The sequence below is a fragment of the Staphylococcus delphini genome, from assembly GCF_900636325.1.
Taxonomy (GTDB): Bacteria; Bacillota; Bacilli; order Staphylococcales; family Staphylococcaceae; genus Staphylococcus; species Staphylococcus delphini.
Map to the genome: position 1 here is coordinate 1,282,586 of NZ_LR134263.1, position 22,544 is coordinate 1,305,129.

The 22,544-nt window shown below is 37.9% G+C and carries 26 protein-coding genes and 1 pseudogene; 21 read left to right on the forward strand and 6 right to left on the reverse strand.

Going from position 1 to position 22,544, the window contains the following annotated elements:
• Nucleotides 1-11 precede the first annotated feature (11 nt).
• From serA to EL101_RS06120, 3 genes are all read right to left on the reverse strand, one after another.
• Complete coding sequence (serA, locus tag EL101_RS06110; protein ID WP_096596777.1) at nucleotides 12-1,607, reverse strand: phosphoglycerate dehydrogenase; 1,596 nt, start codon at nucleotides 1,605-1,607, stop codon at nucleotides 12-14.
• On the reverse strand, nucleotides 1,597-2,757 hold the full coding sequence (locus tag EL101_RS06115) for a pyridoxal-phosphate-dependent aminotransferase family protein (RefSeq protein WP_096596780.1): 1,161 nt from the start codon (nucleotides 2,755-2,757) through the stop codon (nucleotides 1,597-1,599). Before EL101_RS06115 ends, serA begins: the two co-directional genes overlap by 11 nt.
• Before the next feature lie 160 nt (nucleotides 2,758-2,917).
• Nucleotides 2,918-3,376, reverse strand: a complete 459-nt coding sequence (locus EL101_RS06120; RefSeq protein WP_096596782.1) for an SACOL1771 family peroxiredoxin — start codon at nucleotides 3,374-3,376, stop codon at nucleotides 2,918-2,920.
• A gap of 74 nt (nucleotides 3,377-3,450) precedes the next feature.
• Here EL101_RS06120 and EL101_RS06125 point away from each other — a divergent pair, with 74 nt between their 5' ends.
• Entirely contained in the window at nucleotides 3,451-4,197 is a 747-nt protein-coding gene (locus EL101_RS06125) for a glycerophosphodiester phosphodiesterase (protein WP_096596784.1), read from the forward strand.
• Between the two features lie 49 nt (nucleotides 4,198-4,246).
• Here EL101_RS06125 and EL101_RS06130 read toward each other — a convergent pair whose 3' ends face one another.
• Nucleotides 4,247-5,200, reverse strand: a complete 954-nt coding sequence (locus EL101_RS06130) for an ornithine cyclodeaminase family protein (RefSeq protein WP_096596786.1) — start codon at nucleotides 5,198-5,200, stop codon at nucleotides 4,247-4,249.
• Nucleotides 5,201-5,924: 724 nt separating this feature from the next.
• Between EL101_RS06130 and EL101_RS06140 the strand changes: the two genes are divergently transcribed.
• From EL101_RS06140 to EL101_RS06190, 12 genes and pseudogenes are all read left to right on the forward strand, one after another.
• Nucleotides 5,925-6,119, forward strand: a complete 195-nt coding sequence (locus EL101_RS06140; RefSeq protein ID WP_096596788.1) for an LSM domain protein — start codon at nucleotides 5,925-5,927, stop codon at nucleotides 6,117-6,119.
• Nucleotides 6,120-6,181: 62 nt separating this feature from the next.
• Nucleotides 6,182-6,259: a polymorphic toxin type 50 domain-containing protein gene (locus EL101_RS06145; RefSeq protein ID WP_240622729.1), complete on the forward strand. Its 78-nt coding sequence runs from the start codon at nucleotides 6,182-6,184 to the stop codon at nucleotides 6,257-6,259.
• Nucleotides 6,259-6,456, forward strand: a complete 198-nt coding sequence (locus tag EL101_RS06150) for an LSM domain-containing protein (protein WP_096596791.1) — start codon at nucleotides 6,259-6,261, stop codon at nucleotides 6,454-6,456. The genes EL101_RS06145 and EL101_RS06150 overlap by 1 nt, the downstream gene beginning before the upstream one ends.
• A 138-nt stretch (nucleotides 6,457-6,594) precedes the next feature.
• A complete protein-coding gene (locus tag EL101_RS06155; protein WP_096596793.1) occupies nucleotides 6,595-6,792 on the forward strand; it encodes an LSM domain protein in 198 nt (65 codons plus the stop codon).
• Between the two features lie 183 nt (nucleotides 6,793-6,975).
• Entirely contained in the window at nucleotides 6,976-7,116 is a 141-nt protein-coding gene (locus EL101_RS13250; RefSeq protein WP_164715576.1) for a hypothetical protein, read from the forward strand.
• Nucleotides 7,117-7,129: 13 nt separating this feature from the next.
• Nucleotides 7,130-7,717, forward strand: a complete 588-nt coding sequence (locus EL101_RS06160; RefSeq protein WP_170141199.1) for a phage portal protein — start codon at nucleotides 7,130-7,132, stop codon at nucleotides 7,715-7,717.
• 22 nt (nucleotides 7,718-7,739) lie between these two features.
• Nucleotides 7,740-9,050, forward strand: a complete 1,311-nt coding sequence (locus EL101_RS06165) for a minor capsid protein (RefSeq protein WP_096596923.1) — start codon at nucleotides 7,740-7,742, stop codon at nucleotides 9,048-9,050.
• Nucleotides 9,050-9,247, forward strand: coding sequence for an LSM domain protein (locus EL101_RS06170; RefSeq protein ID WP_096596798.1), 198 nt, complete (start codon nucleotides 9,050-9,052; stop codon nucleotides 9,245-9,247). The genes EL101_RS06165 and EL101_RS06170 overlap by 1 nt, the downstream gene beginning before the upstream one ends.
• Before the next feature lie 193 nt (nucleotides 9,248-9,440).
• Nucleotides 9,441-10,172, forward strand: a pseudogene (locus EL101_RS06175) (minor capsid protein); the annotation flags it as partial.
• Nucleotides 10,173-10,194: 22 nt separating this feature from the next.
• Nucleotides 10,195-10,440, forward strand: coding sequence for a hypothetical protein (locus EL101_RS06180; protein WP_096596803.1), 246 nt, complete (start codon nucleotides 10,195-10,197; stop codon nucleotides 10,438-10,440).
• Between the two features lie 185 nt (nucleotides 10,441-10,625).
• Complete coding sequence (locus EL101_RS06185; protein WP_096596806.1) at nucleotides 10,626-11,210, forward strand: DUF4355 domain-containing protein; 585 nt, start codon at nucleotides 10,626-10,628, stop codon at nucleotides 11,208-11,210.
• Between the two features lie 17 nt (nucleotides 11,211-11,227).
• Nucleotides 11,228-11,467 (forward strand): hypothetical protein, encoded by a 240-nt coding sequence (locus tag EL101_RS06190; RefSeq protein WP_096596808.1) that lies wholly within the window; start codon nucleotides 11,228-11,230, stop codon nucleotides 11,465-11,467.
• A 53-nt stretch (nucleotides 11,468-11,520) separates the two neighbouring features.
• On the opposite strand, the gene rpsD is transcribed toward EL101_RS06190, so the two are convergent.
• Entirely contained in the window at nucleotides 11,521-12,123 is a 603-nt protein-coding gene (gene rpsD / locus EL101_RS06195) for a 30S ribosomal protein S4 (protein ID WP_014613654.1), read from the reverse strand.
• A gap of 234 nt (nucleotides 12,124-12,357) precedes the next feature.
• A complete protein-coding gene (locus tag EL101_RS06200; RefSeq protein ID WP_096596811.1) occupies nucleotides 12,358-12,813 on the reverse strand; it encodes a GAF domain-containing protein in 456 nt (151 codons plus the stop codon).
• A gap of 182 nt (nucleotides 12,814-12,995) precedes the next feature.
• Between EL101_RS06200 and ezrA the strand changes: the two genes are divergently transcribed.
• The 8 genes from ezrA to EL101_RS06240 all read left to right on the forward strand — a co-directional run bounded on the left by ezrA (nucleotide 12,996) and on the right by EL101_RS06240 (nucleotide 22,485).
• A complete protein-coding gene (ezrA, locus tag EL101_RS06205) occupies nucleotides 12,996-14,696 on the forward strand; it encodes a septation ring formation regulator EzrA (protein ID WP_096596926.1) in 1,701 nt (566 codons plus the stop codon).
• Between the two features lie 1,190 nt (nucleotides 14,697-15,886).
• Nucleotides 15,887-17,023, forward strand: coding sequence for a cysteine desulfurase family protein (locus EL101_RS06210; protein WP_096596813.1), 1,137 nt, complete (start codon nucleotides 15,887-15,889; stop codon nucleotides 17,021-17,023).
• Nucleotides 17,020-18,240, forward strand: coding sequence for a tRNA uracil 4-sulfurtransferase ThiI (gene thiI / locus EL101_RS06215; protein WP_096596816.1), 1,221 nt, complete (start codon nucleotides 17,020-17,022; stop codon nucleotides 18,238-18,240). Before EL101_RS06210 ends, thiI begins: the two co-directional genes overlap by 4 nt.
• Nucleotides 18,241-18,255: 15 nt before the next feature.
• Nucleotides 18,256-19,029 (forward strand): TSUP family transporter, encoded by a 774-nt coding sequence (locus EL101_RS06220; RefSeq protein ID WP_096596818.1) that lies wholly within the window; start codon nucleotides 18,256-18,258, stop codon nucleotides 19,027-19,029.
• Nucleotides 19,030-19,185: 156 nt separating this feature from the next.
• Entirely contained in the window at nucleotides 19,186-20,178 is a 993-nt protein-coding gene (sppA, locus tag EL101_RS06225; protein ID WP_096596820.1) for a signal peptide peptidase SppA, read from the forward strand.
• 9 nt (nucleotides 20,179-20,187) lie between these two features.
• Nucleotides 20,188-20,772 carry an RDD family protein gene (locus tag EL101_RS06230; protein ID WP_096596823.1) on the forward strand — a complete coding sequence of 195 codons (585 nt, stop codon included), beginning with the start codon at nucleotides 20,188-20,190 and terminating at the stop codon, nucleotides 20,770-20,772.
• A gap of 63 nt (nucleotides 20,773-20,835) precedes the next feature.
• On the forward strand, nucleotides 20,836-21,330 hold the full coding sequence (tpx, locus tag EL101_RS06235) for a thiol peroxidase (protein WP_096596825.1): 495 nt from the start codon (nucleotides 20,836-20,838) through the stop codon (nucleotides 21,328-21,330).
• A gap of 207 nt (nucleotides 21,331-21,537) precedes the next feature.
• Nucleotides 21,538-22,485, forward strand: a complete 948-nt coding sequence (locus tag EL101_RS06240) for a class I SAM-dependent methyltransferase (RefSeq protein ID WP_096596828.1) — start codon at nucleotides 21,538-21,540, stop codon at nucleotides 22,483-22,485.
• The last annotated feature ends 59 nt before the right edge of the window (nucleotides 22,486-22,544 follow it).

A 22,544-nucleotide genomic window follows, 5' to 3' on the forward strand; every position in this document is an offset into this window, starting at 1 on the left:
ATGCATGACATTTATGATGCATCTAATGTGACTTGTAAAACGCTTTGGAAGCCGTCGATTTCTAATAATGCTTCACGCACAGTTTGATTAATCGGATGATCGATAGATAAGATCATCATCGCATCGCCACCAATTTGAGAACGACCTAAATGCATAGAAGCAATGTTGACACCATGCTCACCTAAAATTTGTCCTGTTTTACCGACAATGCCAGGGCGGTCAAAATGATGAATGACGAGCTGATAATGTTCCGGTTTGAAGTCAACAGGATAGTCATTAATCCGTACAATGCGAGGACCAAAACCGTTTAATACCGTTGCACCGATCTTCACCACATCTCCTTTATTGATAAGTTCTAGCTCGATATAGTTACTGAATCCTTTTTTCTTTTTCGTTTTTTCAATCGTATACGTCACATTTTGTTCATTTAATAACACGAGCGCATTAATTAAATTCACGTGATCGCCCATATCTTGTTCGAGTACACCTTTAACGAGTGTCCGCGTGATGAGACTCGTATCATCTAACGCAATGTCGCCTGCATATGTAATCTTAAGCATACGAGGGGCTTTTGGAAGGAGTTGAATGCCGACTTTACCTGTCGTTTTAGCCAAATCGACAAACGGTTTAAGTTCTTCATCTTCATTAAATACACCACTTGGCGCATTGACCGCATTAGCAACATTTTCATGTTTAATAATGTCGATAATTTCTTGCGCAACTGACACCGCCACTTTCTCTTGTGCCTCAAGTGTAGACGCACCTAAATGAGGTGTGACAATGATTTTTGGATGTTTCGTTACCGGTGAATTAATTGCAGGTTCACTTTCAAAGACATCCAACGCAGCACCGGCAATTTTATTTTGATCTAACGCTTCAATTAATGCATTTTCATCAATAATGCCACCACGTGCCACGTTAATGATTTGCAAGTTCGGCTTGGCTTGATTGAAAAAGTTGGCGTTTACGATACCCTTTGTCTTTTCTGTAAGCGGTGCATGCACGGTCACAAAGTCTGCTTGTTGCGCAATTTCATCCACTGTCGCTCTCGTAAATTCTAACTCTTTCGCTTTTTCTTCACTTAAATAAGGATCATAGGCTAAAACGCGCATCCCAAAGCTTTGTAAACGTTTCGCCACACCTGTACCGATACGACCGGTACCAATGACACCGAGCGTTTTTTGATACAATTCAGTCCCACGAAATGTTTTACGATCCCATTCGCCGTTACTAAGTGAAGCATGGGCTTGTGGGATATTTCGTGCCATACTTAAAATCATAGCGACAGAATGTTCAGTGGCAGAAATTGTATTCCCATCAGGTGCATTGATGACGATAATGCCTTCTTTAGTTGCTGTTTCAGTATCAATGTTATCGACACCCACACCCGCACGTGCGACAACTTTTAATTTTTGACCTGCTTTCAATATATCGGCAGTCACAGTCGTTTGGCTTCGAACAATTAAAGCATCATAGTCTTGAATAGCATCGATCAACTCTGCTTCAGATAAACCTGTTTGGTGAACGACGTCAAAATCGGCATCGTCATTTAAACTTTTCAATCCTTCTACTGAAATAGGGTCCGCGACTAAAACTTTATAACTCATGATGAATAACCTCCAAAAATGCTTTTGTTGCAGTACCGATATACGAATGTTTGCGATACTGAGTTAAAATAACTTCGAGTGCTGCGACAAACGGTAATAAATCAAAAGGCGAAATAAAGCCCATATGACCAACGCGTAAAATGTGGCCTTTTAATTTACCTTGTCCCCCTGCGATCGTAATATTGAATTGTGACTTTAATTCATTTTTAATCTGTTTTAATTCTGCTTCATCTTTCGGTATAAAGGCTGTGACAGTAGGGGATGCATCATCATCAGCAACGAGTAAATCTAATTCTAATTGTCGTAATGCTGCACGCACAGCATCTCTCATCACATAGTGGCGCTGAATAACGTGTTCAAAGCCTTCTTCTTCAACCATGTGGCCATATTCAACGACGCCTCTAAAAGTCGATACGTTAGGCGTGAATGGTGTCGAATGTGCCTCTAATGAAGCGTGATGTTTTGCTAAGTCTAAATAAAAACGTGGTGTCGTTACGGATTTGAAACGTGTCAATGCACGATCATTATATGCTACGAATGCGACACCGGGAGGCAACATCAACGCTTTTTGACTACCAGCAACGAGTACATCGATTTGATCGCGTTCAAGGTCAACATCAACTGCACCGATACAACTCACACCATCCACGACGAAATAAATATTGTCATCGTGTGCTTTCAACGCATGTCCAAGTTCAGCTACAGGGTGAAGGACAGCAGTCGACGTTTCACAATACTGTGTGAATACTGCAGTAATGGGTACATTAAGATTTTGAATCGTTGTAATCACTTTATTGACATCGAGCGCTTGACCCCATTCAACTTGAAGGACATGAACGTGTTCGTAATACGTTTCTGCAATTTGTTTGAAACGATTTCCGAATGCACCCGACACTATGACGAGAATATGATCATCAGGATTGACGATATTCAACATACTCGCTTCTAATGCACTCGTACCACTCGACGTTAAAATGATGACATCATGTTGACTACCGAAAATAGGTTTTAATGAACGAAATGCAGTTTCAGCAATGTGTTCAAAATCAGGTGAACGATGCCCCACCATGGGTAAATTCATTGCGGCTTGGATACGTTGGGGGATAGGGGTAGGGCCAGGTGTTAAAAGTAATGAATGATGGGTATACATAGAAAACCTCCTCCAGTAATATTTTTACATTTTACCAAATTTTCTGACATATTAATAGATAGAAGATGTGAAAATTCTGTAAATCATTATGGCATTTGAAGGGAATGCTTTTAAAGACACCATACCGAGCATAGGAAAGAGCACTCAGTATGGTTTAACATTAATGTGCAGTGGCTACAATGACAGTAGGGTGCACTTCAATGTCGACGTTACCTCTGATACTATTGGAAATCATACAATTTTTATCCGCAATCGTAAGCAGTTTCGATAAACGCTTTTCTAGTTGTGCTTGTTGTGTATCATCTTGTACATAAATTTTAGGTTCATGCACGATACGGTTCATTTTAAAACGTTGTCCATCAAATTGTGCTTCGCCATAACTATTCATCTCAATTTTAGTAGCGGTGAGATGTGCACGTTCTAACGTAGCGGCTAAAGAAATTGTCATACAACTTGCGGCAGCGCTCACGAGAAGTTCATCAGGATTGGTACCTGTTCCGACGCCTCCGAGTGAAGCGGGAATTGAGACAGGATGTTCTATAACGTCACCTTGCACTTGGCCGACGTCATTGCGCCCCCCTTGCCATGTGACTCGTACTGGAAATTGATGTTCAATCAAAATACTTCACTCCTTCATCATATATGTTAAGTTAAGTGTAGTAGAAAGAAGATAGAATTGAAAGGAAGACTCTTATGACCCAATTGACCAAACCAATGAAAGACTTTCAAATCATCGCGCATCGTGGTCTTTCAAACATATATCCTGAAAATACGCGTTCAGCCTATCAAGCAGCGTTAGGGAAGCATATTGACATGTTAGAAATAGATTTACATATGACCAAAGATCAAGTCCTCGTGGCCATTCATGATGATACCATTGACCGCACTTCTAATCATTCAGGTGCAATTAAAAATTTAACGTTAGATGAATTGCGGACGTTTGATTTTGGAAGTTGGAAAGAAGGCTGTCAACCTGAAGCAATCATGACATTTAATGAGGTGCTGACGTTAGCAAAAAACTATTCTAAAACATTGCTCATCGAAATTAAAAAGCCAAAGCAATATCCAGGTATTGAAGAAGCGATTGTAGCGACAATCAAACAACATCACTTTCCGTTTAATCGGGTTATTTTACAGTCATTTGATCAACAAAGTGTTCAAAAATTACATCAATTGGCCCCGCACATTCGATTAGGTGTGTTACTCAGTTTACGTCAATATCGTTTTAAACAACCGTCATTTGAGGAGATTGCGACATATGCTGATTATGCAAATCCTAACTTCAAATTGATTAATAAAAAATGGATGAAGCGAGCGCATGAGCATGGGTTAAAAGTGATGCCTTACACCGTGAATCGTGTGGAAGATGCGAAACGACTCATTTCATTGGGGATAGACGGACTGATTTCCGATGCCCCACATATATTATTTAAGTTGTAATAGAACAAGGGCGACACATCCAATTAAAAGATGCGTGGCCCTTGAATCATTATTGTTGAATTAAACGTTCATATGCGCCTAAAGCGACAGCAAGATCGAAATGCGCTGCCCCGACACATTTGAACACTGTAATACTCTCGTCATTTGTGCGTTGAAGTGTGCCATTGAGTGACAATGCTTTTAAATCCCCGTCGACATCTTCAAATTTAAAAATACCTTTTTCATTCGCTTCAATGATTTCTCCAGCTTCTTCTTTGACGCCTTCAATATCATCGAAAAAGACTTTATCTGCTTTCGGTAAGATACGATTATCAATTTCTTTCATATCAGGACGATACGAACCGATACCATTAATGTGCGTTCCCGGTTGAATCGTATCCGCATCAAAAACAGGTTCAGCAGATTGTGTTTGACAGTTAATAATGTCAGCTTGTTCGACAAGTTGTTTCACATCATCAACCACTTCAACGGTTAATTTTGGAAATGCCTCTACCACTCGCGATTTAAAATCTTCTGCTTTAGCAATTGTACGGTTATACAGAATAACGCGATCAATGTCTCGAACTTCAATATTCGCAAGTAGTTGCTCGAATGCCATACCCCCTGTACCGATCATACCAAGTGTCGTAGTGTTTTTACGGCTTAAATATTTCGTCGCAATGCCACTGAGCGCGCCTGTACGTAAACGTGTTAAATAACTTCCATCCAAGCTTGCGACATGTTCACCCGTTTCAAGGTCAGTCACAATGATGTTACCTTGTGTCGTTGGTCGACCATGTTGCGGGTTATCAGGTGTAATCGAAGTGATTTTAACAATACCTAGTTGACGCCCGGTATGGACACAAGGCATGTAAAGCATTGATTTTGCGCCATCACCCGTTGGAATTACAATCCTTTGATCAAGACGAATCCCATCCATATCTGTAAATAATTGTTCAATGTCTTGAATCGCATCAGACATATGATACGTATTTTTCACTGTTGCTTCATTAAAAACTTTCATCAGTGCTACACGTCTCCTTTGTTAAGTTTACTATCAGTATAGAGGAAATACGACATGATGTAAAAAGAGCAAGTTTCGTTTGAGGGTGATCATTTGTGAATTGAGGCGTGAGCTATATGTGTTTAAGCCATTTGAGCGTCGAAGAATAAGGTCTCAACTTTACAAAACGCACAAAAACGAACGTCAATGAGACAATCTTTATTACTAAATGTAACATGATATTGTAAATGTATTTATAAAGATATATGATAAAACTATCATTAAGCGTTGGACGAGTGGATATCGCATCGAATTTGTAGACATTTCAGTAAGATGGCTCTATCATGCCGAACAGAAAGGATAATCAGTAATGAAACTATGGTTATACGTGGGAAGATATGTACGGATTGATGTAACTGATGGTGAACAATTCGTGGGGAAAGCTGTTGACTATGAAGATGAAATAGCGAATAACAGTGGAGAAGACTCTATATGTTTGGATATAAGGGGCGATTAGTTGAATTTGATGAAAGCGAAATTAAATCGATAGTTATTTTAGATTAAGTATTTAAGATTATTTCATCACTGACGACAGACGTTATTGGAGAAACATTGGGGTCGTTGATTTTTGGTGAAATGATCATTAAATATCATACAAATGCTCGCTTTATAGAGACGAGATGGGGACGATGCATTATTTATAAACGGAACTGATGTAATTGCCGAATGGAAGAAGGGGAAAATAATGAAATTATGGACTTATGTAGGGGAAAATGTACGAATAGAATTGAAGAATGGACAACAATTCACCGGTAAAGCTGATGATTATGACGATGAAATGGATAATGAAAGCGGAGAAGATTCTATAAATTTATATGATGGTATATGTTTATATGATTTTAATGAAAGCGAAATAAAATCGATTGAAATTTTAGATTAAGCAAGTGGAAGTCACCGTTTTTTGGTGAAGTTATCGGTAGAGCACTTATTGACGGTGAATTTATAGAAACGAAATGGGGGACGGTGCACGACTCAAAAACTGGTACCCATATTGTACCGTATGAAAAGGAGGATAAGTAATGAAACTGTGGACTTATGTAGATAAAAACGTACGTGTAATATTAAAAAATGGTAAGGAATTCAGTGGACGTGTGTCAGGCTATGATGATGAAGTAGCTAATGACAACGGAGAAGACTGCATATATTTAGATGTTGGTATGGAATTATTGTATGAATTTAGAGAAAGCGAAATAAAATCGATTGAAATTATAGATTAAGCAAGTGAAAGTCACCGTTTTTTGGTGAAGTTATCGGTAGAGCACTTATTGACGGTGAATTTATAGAAACGAAATTTGGACGGTACACTCTTCAAAAACTGGAACGCATATTGTACCGTATGAAAAGGAGGATAAGTAATGAAACTATGGACTTATTTAGGGAAAAATGTACGGATAGAATTGGCTACTGGCGAAAAACTCATAGGAAAAGTCGATGACTATGATGATGCAATCGATAGTGATAGAGGAGAAGATTTTATATATTTAGAAGTTGGTATGGAAATATTGTTTGGTTTTTATGAAAGTGAAATAAAATCGATTGAAGTTTTAGATTAAGCACCTGATGAAACAGCAATTCATTCATCTAGGTGCTCTTTTTATACCCATTTTTAAGCGACTGTGCTGCAGTGGCTTTTTTTTATTGCCCAAACCGTGCTTATGGCGTTAAAAGATACAAGTGTAGTCCACACCATGCAATGACATAAAACTTGGAGCGTAGATTTAAATAAGGTACGAAATATGAAAGAACAATGGTTAAAGTTAAGATTACAGTTTTTCAATGATGCGGGTACTGAAGCAAATACGGAAACAGATAATACGGTAGAGCATAACGATACGACTGAGGAAACTAAAGATAGGGCATTTGGACTTAGATGTTGAAGAGGCAAAGAAGATGCGGAAGTCCCGTATTATTTTAGCTAAAACAAAACCTGACGCATCTGGCCGGATTGGGAATGCGAATGTGCATTATATTTATAAGCAGTATGATGTTGCAGGCGTTGAAGCCTATAAGAAACGTATTCAAAAAGATATTCATAAGTTTACGAATACGCCGGATTTGTCGGATGAACATTTCGGAGGTGTGCAGTCTGGGGAAGCAATGAAATATAAGTTGTTCGGACTTGAACAGTTACGTGTGACGATTGAACGGCAGTTGACGAAAGGTTTTAAACGTCGGTTTGCGATTATTCAAAGTGTGCGGAATCACTTGAATGACAATATTGATTTTACGGATATGCGCATTGAGTTTAAGCCTAACATCCCGCAATCGTTAGCAGAATACGCTGACATCTTTATTAAGCTTGGCGGTCGCGTGAGTCAAGAAACGTTATTGTCTTGGCTGCCGAATATTGAAAATCCTAAAGAAGAGCTTGAAAAAGTGAAAGCGGAGGAAAAAGAGGCTTCAGAAAATCAAGACTACCATGATGCGATACCTGTACAACAAGAGAAAGAAGACATGAACGATGTAGAGCTTGAATGATTATTGGTTAGAACGCGCGAAAATGTTCATCCAGTCTGAAACATTAGAAGATGCTGCAAAGGTGGCTGAAATTGAGCGCATTGTGGCGATGATGATTGCGGATATATACAAAAACTTATTAGCGTATTATGGCAAGCTTGCGACAGCTGAAGGGATTGACTGGCGAGAAGCGAAAAAGATTGTCGATGCGTTTGATGTTGAAGTGTTTCAAATGCAAGCGAAAGCGTATGTTGAAAATAAAGATTTTAGCGAAAAAGCGAATGAGGAACTGAAGCGTTATAACACGACGATGTATGTCAATCGTGAGAAGTTGTTAAAGCAAGAACTTGGTTTGATTGTGACGAAAGCTTATGCTGAACAAGAGAAAGTGGTGAATCATCACTTACAAGATAGCGTGACGCGTACACTGAGACATCAAGCGGGGATATTAGGTGCGGATGTGCATGTGAAGCAGTCAGATGTTGAAGCGATTGTGTATTCTAACTTTGGTAAGCTGAATTGGTCTGAGCGACTTTGGAACAATCAAGATGAACTGAGAAAAGATGTTGAGCGGATGGCCAGTCATGTGATGTTACGTGGCCGACATCCGTATGAGTTTGTGCCAGAGATACGTAAGAAACAACAACAGACAGTCGCTAATACGAAACGATTGTTGATTACCGAAGCGGCACGTGTGCAAACGGAAGCGCAGAAAATGCACTATTTAGAGACGATGGGCGACGATGCCGAATATGAGTTCGTGGCGAAACGTGATGAAAAGACATCTAAAATCTGTCGTCACTACGATAAGAAAGTGTTTAAAGTGAAAGACATAATGCCTGGTGTCAATGCTCCGCCGATGCATCCTCATTGTCGAAGCACGACAGTACCTTATGTAGGCAACTGGCGTGATAAGTTTTTCAAAGACAGACAAGGGAAGTACAAAGCCGAATATGAAGATGTTTTACAAAAATTAGCTAAAGAAGACATGACGGAAGCTCTTGAAAATGGTAAAATAAAAAAAGAATTAAACGTAGATAAACAGAACCGCCATCAGTTAGGCCATCCATTGTATGAAGCGTATAAGAAAAAGAATATACAAAAAGGGCTTCAAATACCAAGCGTTACGGTATTAGACAATGAGGAACTCAATTCAATGATACGTCAAAAATCAGGTAAAGGCTACTTGGTAGCTAATAATGCAGGTAAATGGTTAAACAGAGAAATTATAAACTTTGGTAAAATTATTGGTAAAGCATACATTGACGGTGAATTTATAGAAACGAAATGTGGGAAAGTGCACTACTCAAAAACAGGCACTCATGTTGTACCTTATGAAAAGGAGGATAAGTAATGAAACTATGGACTTATGTGAGAAAAAAGGTAATGATAGAAACTATTGATGGACAGCAATTTACTGGTAAAGTTACAAGTTATGATGATGAGATCGATAGTGATAGAGGAGAAGATTTTATATATTTAGATGTCGGTATGACAGTATTGTTTGGTTTTTATGAAAGTGAAATAAAATCGATTGAAGTTTTAGATTAAGCACCGGATGAAACAGTAAATTATTCATCCAGGTGCTCTTTTTATATCCAAATTTAAGCGACTGTGCTGCAGTGGCTTTTTTTATTGCCCAAACCGTGCTTATGGCGTTAAAAGATGCAAGTGTAGTCCACACCATGCAATGACATAAAACTTGCAAGAGTAGATTTAAATAAATTGAGAAATAGGATGAATTAATAAAACACTTTGGAACTGTCAAGATGAACTGAGAAAAGATGTTGAGCAGATGGCAAGTCACGCGATGCTACGTAGGCGCCATCCGTATGAGTTTGTGTCCAAGTTGGATGAAAAGACATCTAAAATCTGTCGTCACTACGATAAGAAAGTGTTTAAAGTGAAAGACATGATGCCTGGTGTCAATGCTCCGCCGATGCATCCTCATTGTCGAAGCACGACAGTACCTTATGTAGGCAACTGGCGTGACAAGTTTTTCAAAGATAGACAAGGGAAATATCGATTGAAAGATGAAGACGCTCCCTCCATTATTAAAGAATCTGGTGCTAAATGGACTGATAAAAATGACCCATACGGTATTCAAAGACAAAGGCATGCTGACGATTATTATGAAGAAATTCGGAATAGAAAAAAGGAAATAGAAATAAGGGAAGTGGCTAGAAACACAGGTTTCAGGGAATCAACAATAAAGCGTGTGTATGAACATATATTTATAAATAAGTATCATCTTAGAGAAGGTTACAAACAATTTGACCCAGATTTTGATATGGCGAATAGTTGGATGCGATTAAGGGATGGTAAACATATCAAAAAGGCAGATTTAATTATGTTACATCATGAAGCACTTGAACATTATTTGATGAATAAGTATAATTATGGCTATAGAGAAGCACATGCAATAACTGAGAAAAAATATAACTACGATAAAGAAATAAAAAAGTTAGAAAAGTAATAGAATAAGGAGGTAGTGAACATTGTTAGATTTGATATTAGTGATTAAGGACGAAAAAAGTGTAACCTATAATTACTACCCTAATGGCAGTGAAAAATCTGGTCGTGTCACAATTGGTATCAACGATTTAGAAATAATAAACCATGAATTATCAGAATACGAAAAATTCTATGAAACTAGAAAGTATCTAGGTCATGCAATTCATAGAATTAAGGAAAATATCAAAATTAATGAGTTCCCTGAAACTGAACTTGTTGCATGGGGCTAAAGCACCTGATGAAACAGTAAATTATTCATCCAGGTGCTCTTTTTATATCCAAATTTAAGCGACTGTGCTGCAGTGGCTTTTTTTATTGCCCAAACCGTGCTTATGGCGTTAAAAGATGCAAGTGTAGTCCACACCATGCAATGACATAAAACTTGCAAGAGTAGATTTATAATGAGGTGCGAAATATGAAAGAACAATGGTTAAAGTTGAAGTTACAGTTTTTTAGTGATGCAGGTACAGATAGTGAAGCAGTAGCAGAACAAGCTGATGTGAGTGACGCTCAAGCTGAAGAGGTCGAAGATACCGAACAACTGACTGAAGCACAATTGAAGTTAGTGAATGATCGTGTGAATGCAGAGATGCAACGCCGTACGAAAGAGATGCGTCAGCAGATTCAAGACGAATTGACTGAGAAGCAAAAAGAAGCGGATAAACTTCGTAAGATGAATGCCGAACAAAAGCATCAGTATGAACTTGAGAAGACAGAAAAAGAGCGTGACGATTATAAGAAGCAACTTGAAACGTATAAGATGCGGCAAGAAGCGACGTCTATGCTCAATGATGCGGGTATGCATGTCCCTGATGCATTACTGGATTTAGTCGTGAAAGAGACGGCTGAAGACACTAAGGCGACGGTCGATAGTTTTGTAGCGTTAGTGAATCAAGAAGTACAGCGTCAACTAGAAAGTAAAGCAACACAAAGCCATGTCGTTGGGAACCATGTGCGTACACCAGAAGTGGAAGAGGCTTGGAAAACATTTTTAAATTAAGAAAGGTTGAATGAAGTATGAAAGAAAAACTGAAATTACGTTTACAATTTTTTGCTGATACGGCAACGGGCGGAACTGCGACACCTGCAGCTGCTAAAACAAAAGTAGCAATGGGCGAAACGAAGTTAAAGGAAAAGCATACCGGTATTGTTAAATCGGTGACTGATGCGAAGTCTTATGCGACACCTGCATTGATTACTGATGATGCGATTTACATGGAGGGGCGTTTGCTTAGACAACTTATGATACATTTTTAACCGCAAAAAAACACCAAGCATACGTATATACTTGGTGTCCGAAAAATGACAGATTAACGTGAGTAGTACTCAACGATTAATTGTTCATTGATTTCAGCTGGTAACTCGCTACGTTCTGGAAGGCGAACGAAAGTACCTGTTAAGTTATCAGCATCGAAGTCTAAGTAATCAGGAACGAAATTGTTGATTTCAACTGATTCTTCGATGATTGCTAATTTACGTGATTTTTCACGAACAGTAACAACTTGACCTGGTTTTAATGTGTATGATGGAATGTCAACACGTTTACCGTCAACTTCTACGTGACCGTGACCAACTAATTGACGTGCTTGACGACGTGTACGCGCTAAACCTAAAGCGTAAACAATTGCGTCTAAACGGCTAGCAAGTAGGATCATGAAGTTTTCACCATGAACACCACCTTGTTTACCAGCAGTTTGGAATGTGTTACGGAATTGACGTTCAGTCATACCATATAAGTAACGTAATTTTTGTTTTTCACGTAATTGTAATCCATACTCAGATAATTTTTTACGTTGAGTTGGACCGTGTTGTCCTGGTGCGTAAGGACGTTTGTCTAATTCTTTACCAGTACCTGATAATGAGATACCTAAACGACGAGATTTTTTCCAGCTTGAACCTCTGAATCGAGCCATAATGTGACTCCTCCTTTTTCTTTTTTGTTGTTATGAAAAAACAAAAAAGAGTGTTGAATGCTCAATAGGATATAATGTTTTATGTGTCCTCACCTCATAGCTCCGGTTACACGACACGTCCGCTTTGGGAACATCATAGCGCCTATCAATATTCAACTGCTATTTTCGTTTATTCACACAAAGGATATTGTATCATTTTATACGTAAAAGTCAAACATATTTTGAATGAATGGCTTAAAGATGAGCTTCTAACACTTTTACAACCGCTTCTAAACCTGCTTCATCTGCTTCAGCAAAACGTGCACGGATAGGGGCATCGATATCTAATACACCAATTACTTCACCGTTTTTATGAATTGGAATAACGATTTCAGATTGGCTGTTCGCATCACATGCAATATGGCCAGGGAAAGCATGTACATCAGCGACACGTTGCGTTTGATTTTTTGCAACAGCTGTGCCACATACGCCTTTGCCAACTTCGATATGAACACAAGCCGGTTTACCTTGGAACGGTCCTAAAATTAATGCGCCATCTTTCATTAAATAAAAACCGACCCAATTAATTTGAGCTAAGTTTTCGTTTAATAACGCAGAAGTATTACTTAAATTTGCGATTAAATCTGTTTCTCCATCTAACATCGCATCAAGTTGACGAGATAAGAGATGATAGTCTGTTGTTTCTGTCATTCAATTCACTCACTTTCTTATCAATTTATCCCATATTATAAGCTATCTCTTGAATACGACGCAATTTTCTGAGATATTTTGATAGAACTGCAAAAAACTGCAATTAATTTTAAGATTTTATTTTAATGCATCCTTAAATTACGTTATAATAGTTTTATGTATTTAGGAGGAGACGAGTGGACATGGCATTATATATTATACTAGCGATTATCATTGTTATTTTGATTGCAATCGGTGTGTTATTTTACATGCGATCAAACAAAAGGTCGATTATTCAATCTGCTGAAGAGAGAAGAGAAAAGTTAAATGCATTGTCGTATGATGAAAGTTTGGAGAAATTGAAAACGTTACACTTATCTGGTGAAACAAAAAATCAATACGATACATTGAACCAATCATGGACGGACACAACAAATAACTATTTGGCACCTGTAGATGAAAAAATCCATGAAGCAGAAATGAATCTAGATAAATTCAAGTTTTCATTAGCTCAAACGGACATTGATGATGCACATGCGTTAATGGACCAGTACGAAGCGAAACACCAAGAGTTGGTTAGTCAAGCGGATGAAGTGTACGACATGCATCAACAAAGCGATGAGATTTATGAAAGAAGTAAAGATGAATACCGTAAATTGAAGCGCGATGTCCTTGCAAACCGTCATCAATATGGTGAAGCAGCAAGTTTATTGGAAAAGGAAATTGAAGGTTTTGAACCAGAATTTGAAGTGTATGAGACGTTAAAAGCTGAAGGTAACTACCAAGAGGCACATACGCACATTCAAGGATTAGATCAAGATATCACTTATTTAAAAGAAGATATGAGTGAAATTCCTGATTTAATGCGTGAAGCACAAAAAGAACTTCCGGGTCAATTCCAAGATATTAAATATGGCGTACGTGATTTGAAAGTAGAAGGTTATGATTTAGATCATGTGAAAGTCGATAGTACATTGCAAGACTTGAAGACGGAACTTAGTTTTGTTGAACCGCTGATCAGTCGCCTTGAATTAGATGAAGCGAATGACAAACTGGTACAAATTAATGACCGCCTTGATGATATGTATGACTTAATCGAACATGAAGTGAAGTCGAAAAATGCCGTCGAAGAATCTAAAGAACGTATTACAAATGATTTGTTCCATGCGAAAGATATGAATTACACGTTACAAACTGAAATTGAATATGTGCGTGAAAATTATTATATCAATGAAAGTGATGTACAAAGCGTGCGTCAATTTGAAAATGAGATTCAAAATTTAATTTCAGTGTATGACGAAATTTTATCTGAAATGGCGAAATCATCCGTACGTTATAGCGAAGTCCAAGATAACTTGAAATATATTGAAGACCATGTTGAAGTCATTAATGCGAAACAAGAAAAGTTACAAAATCATCTCGTGTCACTAAGAGAAGATGAAGCAGAGGCAGAAGAACATATTTTACGTGTCCAAAGTAAAAAAGAAGAGATTTATCGTCGTTTACTTGCTTCAAATTTAACAAGTGTGCCAGAACGTTTCATTATTTTGAAAAATGAAATTGATTATGAAGTGCGTGACGTCAATCAACGTTTTAGTGAGCGACCAATTAATGTGCAACAATTGAAAGATAAAGTGAACAAAGTCGTCCTTCAAATGAATAAATTTGAAGATGAAGCGAACGATGTGCTCATTAATGCGGTGTACGCGGAACGTTTAATTCAGTACGGTAATCGTTATCGTAAAGACAACCATGATTTAGATAAGAGCTTGAACGAGGCAGAACGTTTATTCAAAAACAACCGCTACAAACGTTCAAGTGAGATTTCAGAACAAGCGCTCGAACAACTTGAGCCTGGTATCGCACAACATATTGAACGAGAAGTGTTAGAACAACAATCTTAACAGTTAAATAGAATAATAGGGTGTATCGGAGCTGGGACATGACGTTTCCCTAGCTCCTTTCTTTTATTTGATTTAGCATTTTAGCAATTGAAAACGGTTTCGGCTCATCTAAGTGTTTTTAACCCGCGCATACATAGTTGGAACGAGAGCAGAGTAGCATCATAAACGAAGCAGCATTATTCATCATTCATGTGAAATTGATGACACGTAGCCCTGGTTTTTAACTTTTAGGATAAACTTACAACAGTGCCCCCCAACGACACACCCGTTTATATCAATTGAGTGAAATATTGGTAATCATGAAGAACGAAACCGAAGTTAAACGCCAACTAGATACAAATGCTTAGGAAATATAAGCCTCAAAAGCACCACAACCCCTTAAAGTAAAAGAGTAGTGGACTAAAGTTTTTATGATATATACGATAAAAATAAACAGAAAAACGAAATATAACAAATAAATTGCTGAAACTTTTATATGGGGTGTTTTAATTTTTATGACATGGATTATTAATATTTTTTGGAGAGGCTACTATATTTTAGAGCAATCCCCTATGAAATCTGAGTGGAAAGAGCTGCTGAAACTTTTTTGGCATGGTATGTTAAGGATTTTATGAAATGAGCGAATAAAAGTTCAGTGGAATGGACATTTAAATTTTTTGGAATGTGGGTAGCTAGTACAATGAAGGCGACATGTCCACTAACAAACTGTTGTTGACGAAAGATTGCCGAAAGGGACGAGACTCTTGAGGGATCAGCTGAACCGGAAAATCCACCAACGCTTCAACAAATGTAATTATTCAATCAAAGCGTTGGTTAGTTGAAGGATCAGCCCCTAAGAACGCGAGTCCAAGACGGCAATCGTCAGTCAACACAAATGTAAAAAACGAAAAGTGTCAACGCCTTAGTAAACAGAAATGTAAAAAATCCAAAATGTTCTCAAATAACAGAAATGTTAAAAACCAAAAATGTCCATATCATAAAAATCACAGCCCCTTTGTTGATTAGGAAGAAGAGACGTTCGGGAGTCATTGTTCATTTGACACTGTTTTCATACCATGTACCATAGCCTCGTACCAGACCCAAAAGTTGACCGGAATGATAAAATTTTAGAAAATATCGAATGGATATGACATCAAACCCACGACTTGTAGTACAATGTAAAATGATATTTAAAGAGAGGAAGTCTGCACATGTTATATTTTGATAACGCAGCGACGACGAAACCCGATCCATCCGTGTTATCGAGTTTTATGAAGGTGAACGAAAAGTTTTTCTATAATCCGAATAGTCCACATGAAAAAGGACAGGAAGTTGAACGTTTATTACAAAATGCGAGAGACCAAATTAAATCGACGTTGAAGTTAAATGATGAAACACTCATATTTACAAGTGGGGCAACAGAGTCGAACAATATGGCTTTAAAAGGGGCAGCACATCAGAAAAAGCATTTTGGACGTACCATTATCACGTCGTTACTTGAACATCCGTCTGTATTAGAGGTGATGCGTGAACTTGAGCGAGAAGGTTTTATCTTAAAGTACATCAATGTGACAGCTGAAGGGCGCATTGACATTGACCATTTGAAGTCACTGTTAACCAATGATGTCATTTTAGTGACGTGCATGCAAGTGAATAATATTATGGGACAAATGCAGCCTATTGAAGAGATTGTTGAAAGCTTAAAGCCTTATCCGAAAGTGCATTTTCATGTTGATGCGGTACAAGCACTTGGCAAATGGCCGATTCAAATGACAGGTATTGACAGTTTGTCGTTGAGCGGTCACAAGTTTAATGGTTTGAAGGGTCAAGGTTTACTCATTTTAAAAAACTTACATCAAATTTATCCAATCATTCAAGGTGGCGGTCAAGAGTTTGGTTTGCGTAGTGGAACGGTCAATGTCGCAAGTGATGTGGCGTTAGCGAAAGCCATTCGACTGGCGGAAGATCAACGTGAGGCCTTGATACAAACGTTATCGACATTTACGACTGCATTGCGTGAGATGATTCAAGATTATCCTGGTGTCGTCATTAATTCACCGGTTGATGCATCACCGCACATTTTAAATTTGGCATTTCCAGGTGTACGGGGTGAAGTATTAGTCAATGCCTTTTCGAAACAAGGAATTATGCTTTCGACGACGAGTGCATGTTCATCTAAACATTCGAATGTCAATGAAGTATTAAAAGCGATGAACATTTCAGTATCGCGTATTTTAGGAAGTATCCGTTTGTCATTTGATCGACATACGACCATGCAAGATATTGAGACGTTTAAAGCAGCGTTTCATCAAGTATATAGTGAAGTTGAGGAGTTGTTAGAAAAATGATTTATGACCATATATTAGTCCGTTATGGAGAATTAACATTAAAGGGTGGCAATCGTAAAACATTTGTCAGCCAGTTGCGTTCCAATGTCAAACGCGCACTCATGCCATTAAAAGGGTATGAAGTGAAAGCGAATCGTGATCGTATGTATATTCAATTAGAACCAGAAGCTGACATTGAAGAAATGATGGTACGTATATCGAAAGTGTTCGGTGTCCATTCAATCAGCCCGGTTTTAAAAATAGAAAAATCGATGGATGCGGTGTATGAACACGCACGCTTATTCGCTCAAAATTATGAAGCAGGAGACAGTTTCAAAATTGAAGTGAAACGCTCTGACAAAAATTTTGAATATGAAACATTTGCGATCCAACGTATGGTTGGTGGCGAAGTGCTTAAAAGCAATCCATCACTCCACGTGGATGTTCGCCAACCTGACCATGAAATCAAAGTGGAAGTCCGTCTAGATGCGATATATATGTATGACCGCATTATCCCGGCAATTGGTGGCCTACCAGTCGGAACAGGAGGAAAGACGCTGTTAATGTTATCAGGCGGTATTGATTCACCAGTTGCAGGGATGGAAGTGATGCGCCGTGGCGTGACGATTGAAGCAATTCATTTCCACAGTCCGCCATTTACAAGTGAAAAAGCGAAAGAAAAAGTGATTGAACTCACGCGAATAATGGCGGAAAGAGTCGGTTCGATCCGTTTACACATTGTGCCATTTACAGAAGTGCAAAAACAAATTCATAAAGTCGTGCATGAACGTTATACGATGACGTCAACACGCCGCATGATGTTAAGAATTGCCGATAAAGTTGTGCATCAAATTGGGGCTGACGCGATTGTAAACGGTGAAAACTTAGGACAAGTTGCTAGCCAAACATTGAAAAGTATGTATGCGATTAATGCGGTTACGAACACACCAATTTTACGTCCATTATTGTCATTAGATAAAGAAGAAATCGTGAAAAAGGCAAAAGATATTGGCACATTTGAAACGTCTATTCAACCTTATGAAGATTGTTGTACGATTTTCACACCGAAAAACCCAGTGACAGAACCGCAATTTGAAAAAGTATTGCAATATGAATCTGGTTTTGATTTTGAAGAAATGATTGATAGAGCGGTAGACAATATTGAAACGATTGTGATCGATAAAAACTACCAACGCCATCAAGATGAACAAAACGCATGGGATGATGACTTGTTCTAAAAAGGGGGATAAACAATGATTTTAGAATGGGATGGGACACTGATTTTAATAATCATTAGTTTAGGCTTTTTAGCGGCATTTATCGATGCTGTAGTCGGTGGGGGCGGTTTAATATCAATCCCCGCATTACTTGCCATTGGTATGCCACCCGCTGCTGCATTAGGGACGAATAAATTAGCGAGCGCATTCGGATCTTTGACGAGTGCGATTCGTTTTATTCGTTCAGGTAAAGTGGATCTCGCTATTGTTGGTAAACTGTTCCCTTTATCTTTTATCGCCTCTATTTTAGGTGCAATCGTAGCTGTTTATTTACCTGCTGAACTGTTAAAGCCACTTGTGATTGTCATTTTGTCCATGGTTCTCGTTTATACGTTATTGAAAAAAGATTGGGGCAGTATTCGTACATATACTACGCTACCTTTATACAAAATGATTTTATTTACGTGCCTCATTGTGGTCATCGGCTTCTATGATGGCTTTCTTGGTGGCGGCACAGGGTCATTTTTGCTCTTCGTCTTTTTATTATTAGGTTTTGACTTTTTAAGTGCTGCTGGTAATGCGAAAGTGTTGAATTTTGCCTCAAACCTAGGTGCGTTACTGTTGTTTATTTACTTAGGCCGTGTCGATTACGTATATGGGTTAAGCATGGGGGTCAGTATGATTGTGGGATCTTATGCTGGCGCGATGTTTGCACTTAAAAAAGGCGTCGGTTATGTCAGAATCTTATTCGTTATCGTCACTGTCGTCCTTATTTTAAAAAATGTTTGGAATTACATCTCGACACATTAACAAGGATGGGATTGTGCGTGACTGAGATACACATTTTAGGAAACTTTTGATTTACGTTTAATTTTAAAATTCTAATGATTTCTTACAGTTATTTGACCTAAAGACTATATTTTTTTGTTATGATAAATTTGAAAACTATTCGAAAGGAAGTTGATTATGTCAAAAAGGATCATAGCGATTATATTAGCAAGTGTCATCGTACTAGGTGGTATTTTAATGAGTGCCATGACATCGGTTGTATCCTCTTTTGTGAGTGGAGATTTTAACATTAATGAGGAAGCGACAAGTACCGTTCTTGAGGAAGGTGATAGTCATAAGAAGATTGCAGAAATTGTCGTAGAAGGTGAAATTATCGACACAGGTGCGAGCGGTGGCCTGTTTGGTGGTGGCGCCGGTTATAATCATCAAGCAGCTTTAAAACAGCTTGAAACGATTAAAAATGACGATTCTATCAAAGGTGTGCTACTCAGCGTTAATAGTCCAGGTGGCGGTACATATGAAAGTGATGAATTTTATCAAAAAATAAAAGAAGTGAAAGATTCAGGTAAAAAGATATATGTCCAAATGGAAAATTTAGCGGCATCTGGTGGTTACTACATTTCAGCGCCAGCCGATAAAATTTATGCAGGTCCTCAATCTTTAACAGGTTCAATTGGTGTCATTTCTGAGTCGAAAGATTATTCAGAGCTTTTGGATAACTTAGGCATCAAAACAAACACGATTAAATCAGGTGCACATAAAGATATTTTAAGTAGTTCACGCAAAATGACAGATGAAGAAAGAGAGATTTTACAGTCTATTAATAAAGATAGTTTCGATCAATTTGTGAATGTCGTTAAAGAGGGACGCCATATGTCTGAATCCAAAGTGCGTGAATTGGCAGATGGACGTATTTATAGTGCACAACAAGCGAAAAGTAATGGTTTGATTGATGCTATCGGTTATAAAGATAAAACTTTGAAAGACTTGAAGAAAGCGATTAAAGTCGATAATCCAGAAATTGTTACGTTCGACGCTGAAGAAAGTAATTTAACGAGCTTTTTAGGCATGAAATCATTCTTTAATGGTTTACGTGCAGATTTGAAAGATGTGAAATCTATTATTAATAATGAATCACAAACACGACCAATGTATAAATATGAAGGGTAGGTGATTGAGATGCAACATTCAAATGAATTTAACTATAATCCGTCTCAACCCCGCCCAGAGATCTCACGACCAATGAAAGGTCAACAGGCAGAGGGACGTGCGTCACAAACGATTGAAAAACATCGCTATGAACTGGATGCGTTTTTCTATGCAGGTTTCGGCAGACGGTTTTTAAGTTATATCATTGACCTTGCGATACTATGGGCTGTAACACAAATCATTTTAAACCCCATTTATGCATTAACAGGTATCGACAGTTGGAAATTATGGATTGACAAATTTAGCGTAGGCCATATTCTAGATGTACTTATTTATTTTGTTTACTTTGTATTGATGACGAAATACTTTCAACAAACAGTCGGCAAAATGATTCTCGGCATTAAAGTGTATCATCGAAGTTTAACGCGATTGAACTGGTCAGATGTCTTAATGAGAGAATGGATCGGCCGTATCATTTCAAATGTCTTCTTCGGTTTACCATACTTAGCTGTACTGTTCACGCCAAAACATATTGGTGTGCATGATTATTTTGCGGATACAGTCGTCGTTAAAAATAAATACCTTCATTATATTAAAGAAACTGAAGGTATATGACGTGATAACAACTGATTAACACGATATAATAGTAAAGTAATCTATTTAAGGGAGGCAGTATTGATGGCACAAATTACATTTAAACAAAACCCTGTTGAATTACTAGGTCAAGAAGTTAACGTTGGGGACCAAGCTCCAGATTTCACAGTAGTAGACAATAGTTTACAACCTGTGACACTTGCAACATATGATGGCAAGAAAAAATTAGTCAACGTTGTTCCTTCTCTTGACACAGGTGTATGTGATCAACAGACACGTAAGTTCAATGAAGAAGCAAGTGCTGAAGATGGTTATGTATTAACGATTTCTATGGACTTACCATTTGCGCAACAAAGATGGTGTGCATCAAGTGGATTAGACAACGTCATTACATTAAGTGATTATCAAAGTCGTTCATTTGGTCAAAACTACGGTGTGATTATGGACGGTTTACAATTATTAGCACGTTCAGTATTTGTATTAGACGAAAATAATAAAGTCGTATATAAAGAGATTGTAGCAGAGGGTACGGATTCCCCTAACTTTGAAGCAGCACTTGAAGCTTATCGCAACATTTAATTGAGGATGAATGACCAAGTTGAGGGGAGATTCGGTATGTCAGAATTAACCTACTTTAATCATAGTTTTTCTGGCACACCCTATCTCTGTTAACATGTCGTTCAATCAATGAATGCTGATGAAATGAACAAAGGGAGATTCAGAAGCCACATTTTTTAACGTGTGCTTCTGAAGCGCTCCCTTATTTTTATGAAAGGATGATGAATGATGACAGAAAGCACCTCTATTATGGAGACATTATTCCATCAACTCGATGAAAGAACACAAAATTTAAATGAAGAAAATGGTCAAAGCTTTATTGAAAACTTAGGCTTAGCAATGGAACAACTTTATACGTCTGAGCGTGATTTATTAGAACAAGCCACACTTCAAGATAGAAGAAAGGCATTTCAATTTGCGTATTTGAACCAACTGCAAAAAGAAGAAGTTCAAGCTAATCATCAAATTACTCCCGATTCTATTGGACTTATTTTAGGATTTTTAGTGTCACAATTTAAAGAAGGCACGAAAGAACTGCATATTGCGGATTTAGGCAGCGGTACAGGCCATTTAAGCGCTACTGTTCATGAAGTGATGACAGATTTCACTATCATGCATCATTTAGTTGAGGTTGACCCAGTCCTTTCTAGAGTGAGTGTACACCTTGCCAACTTTTTAGAAATTCCGTTTGATGTGTATCCTCAAGATGCTATCATGCCGTTACCTTTCGACGGTGCGGATGTTGTCATTGGTGATTTGCCGATTGGATATTATCCAAATGATGCGCGTAGTGAACAGCTACAGTTAGGTTTTGATGAGGGACACAGTTTTGCGCACCACTTATTTATCGAACAAGCAATTGAAACGGTAAAGCCATCAGGGTACGTTTTCCTCGTTGTACCGAGTCAATTATTTGAAGGCGACTATGTAAAACAGTTGGAAAATTTTATTGCTACAGAAACAGAAATGCAAGCTTTTCTAAACTTGCCGAAAACACTATTTAAAAGTGAACGTGCACAAAAATCGATTCTCATTTTGCAACGTAAAGAACAGAATGTGACGAAGCCTGTAGAAGTTTTGCTCGCAAATATTCCAGATTTTAAAAACCCACAAAACTTCCAACAATTTTTATCCGAACTTAAAACTTGGTTGTCACAAAATCAACCTAAAAATTAGGCTGTTACACTCTTGAAATCAAACTGTATTAATGGTTAAATAGATGTGAATAAAATATA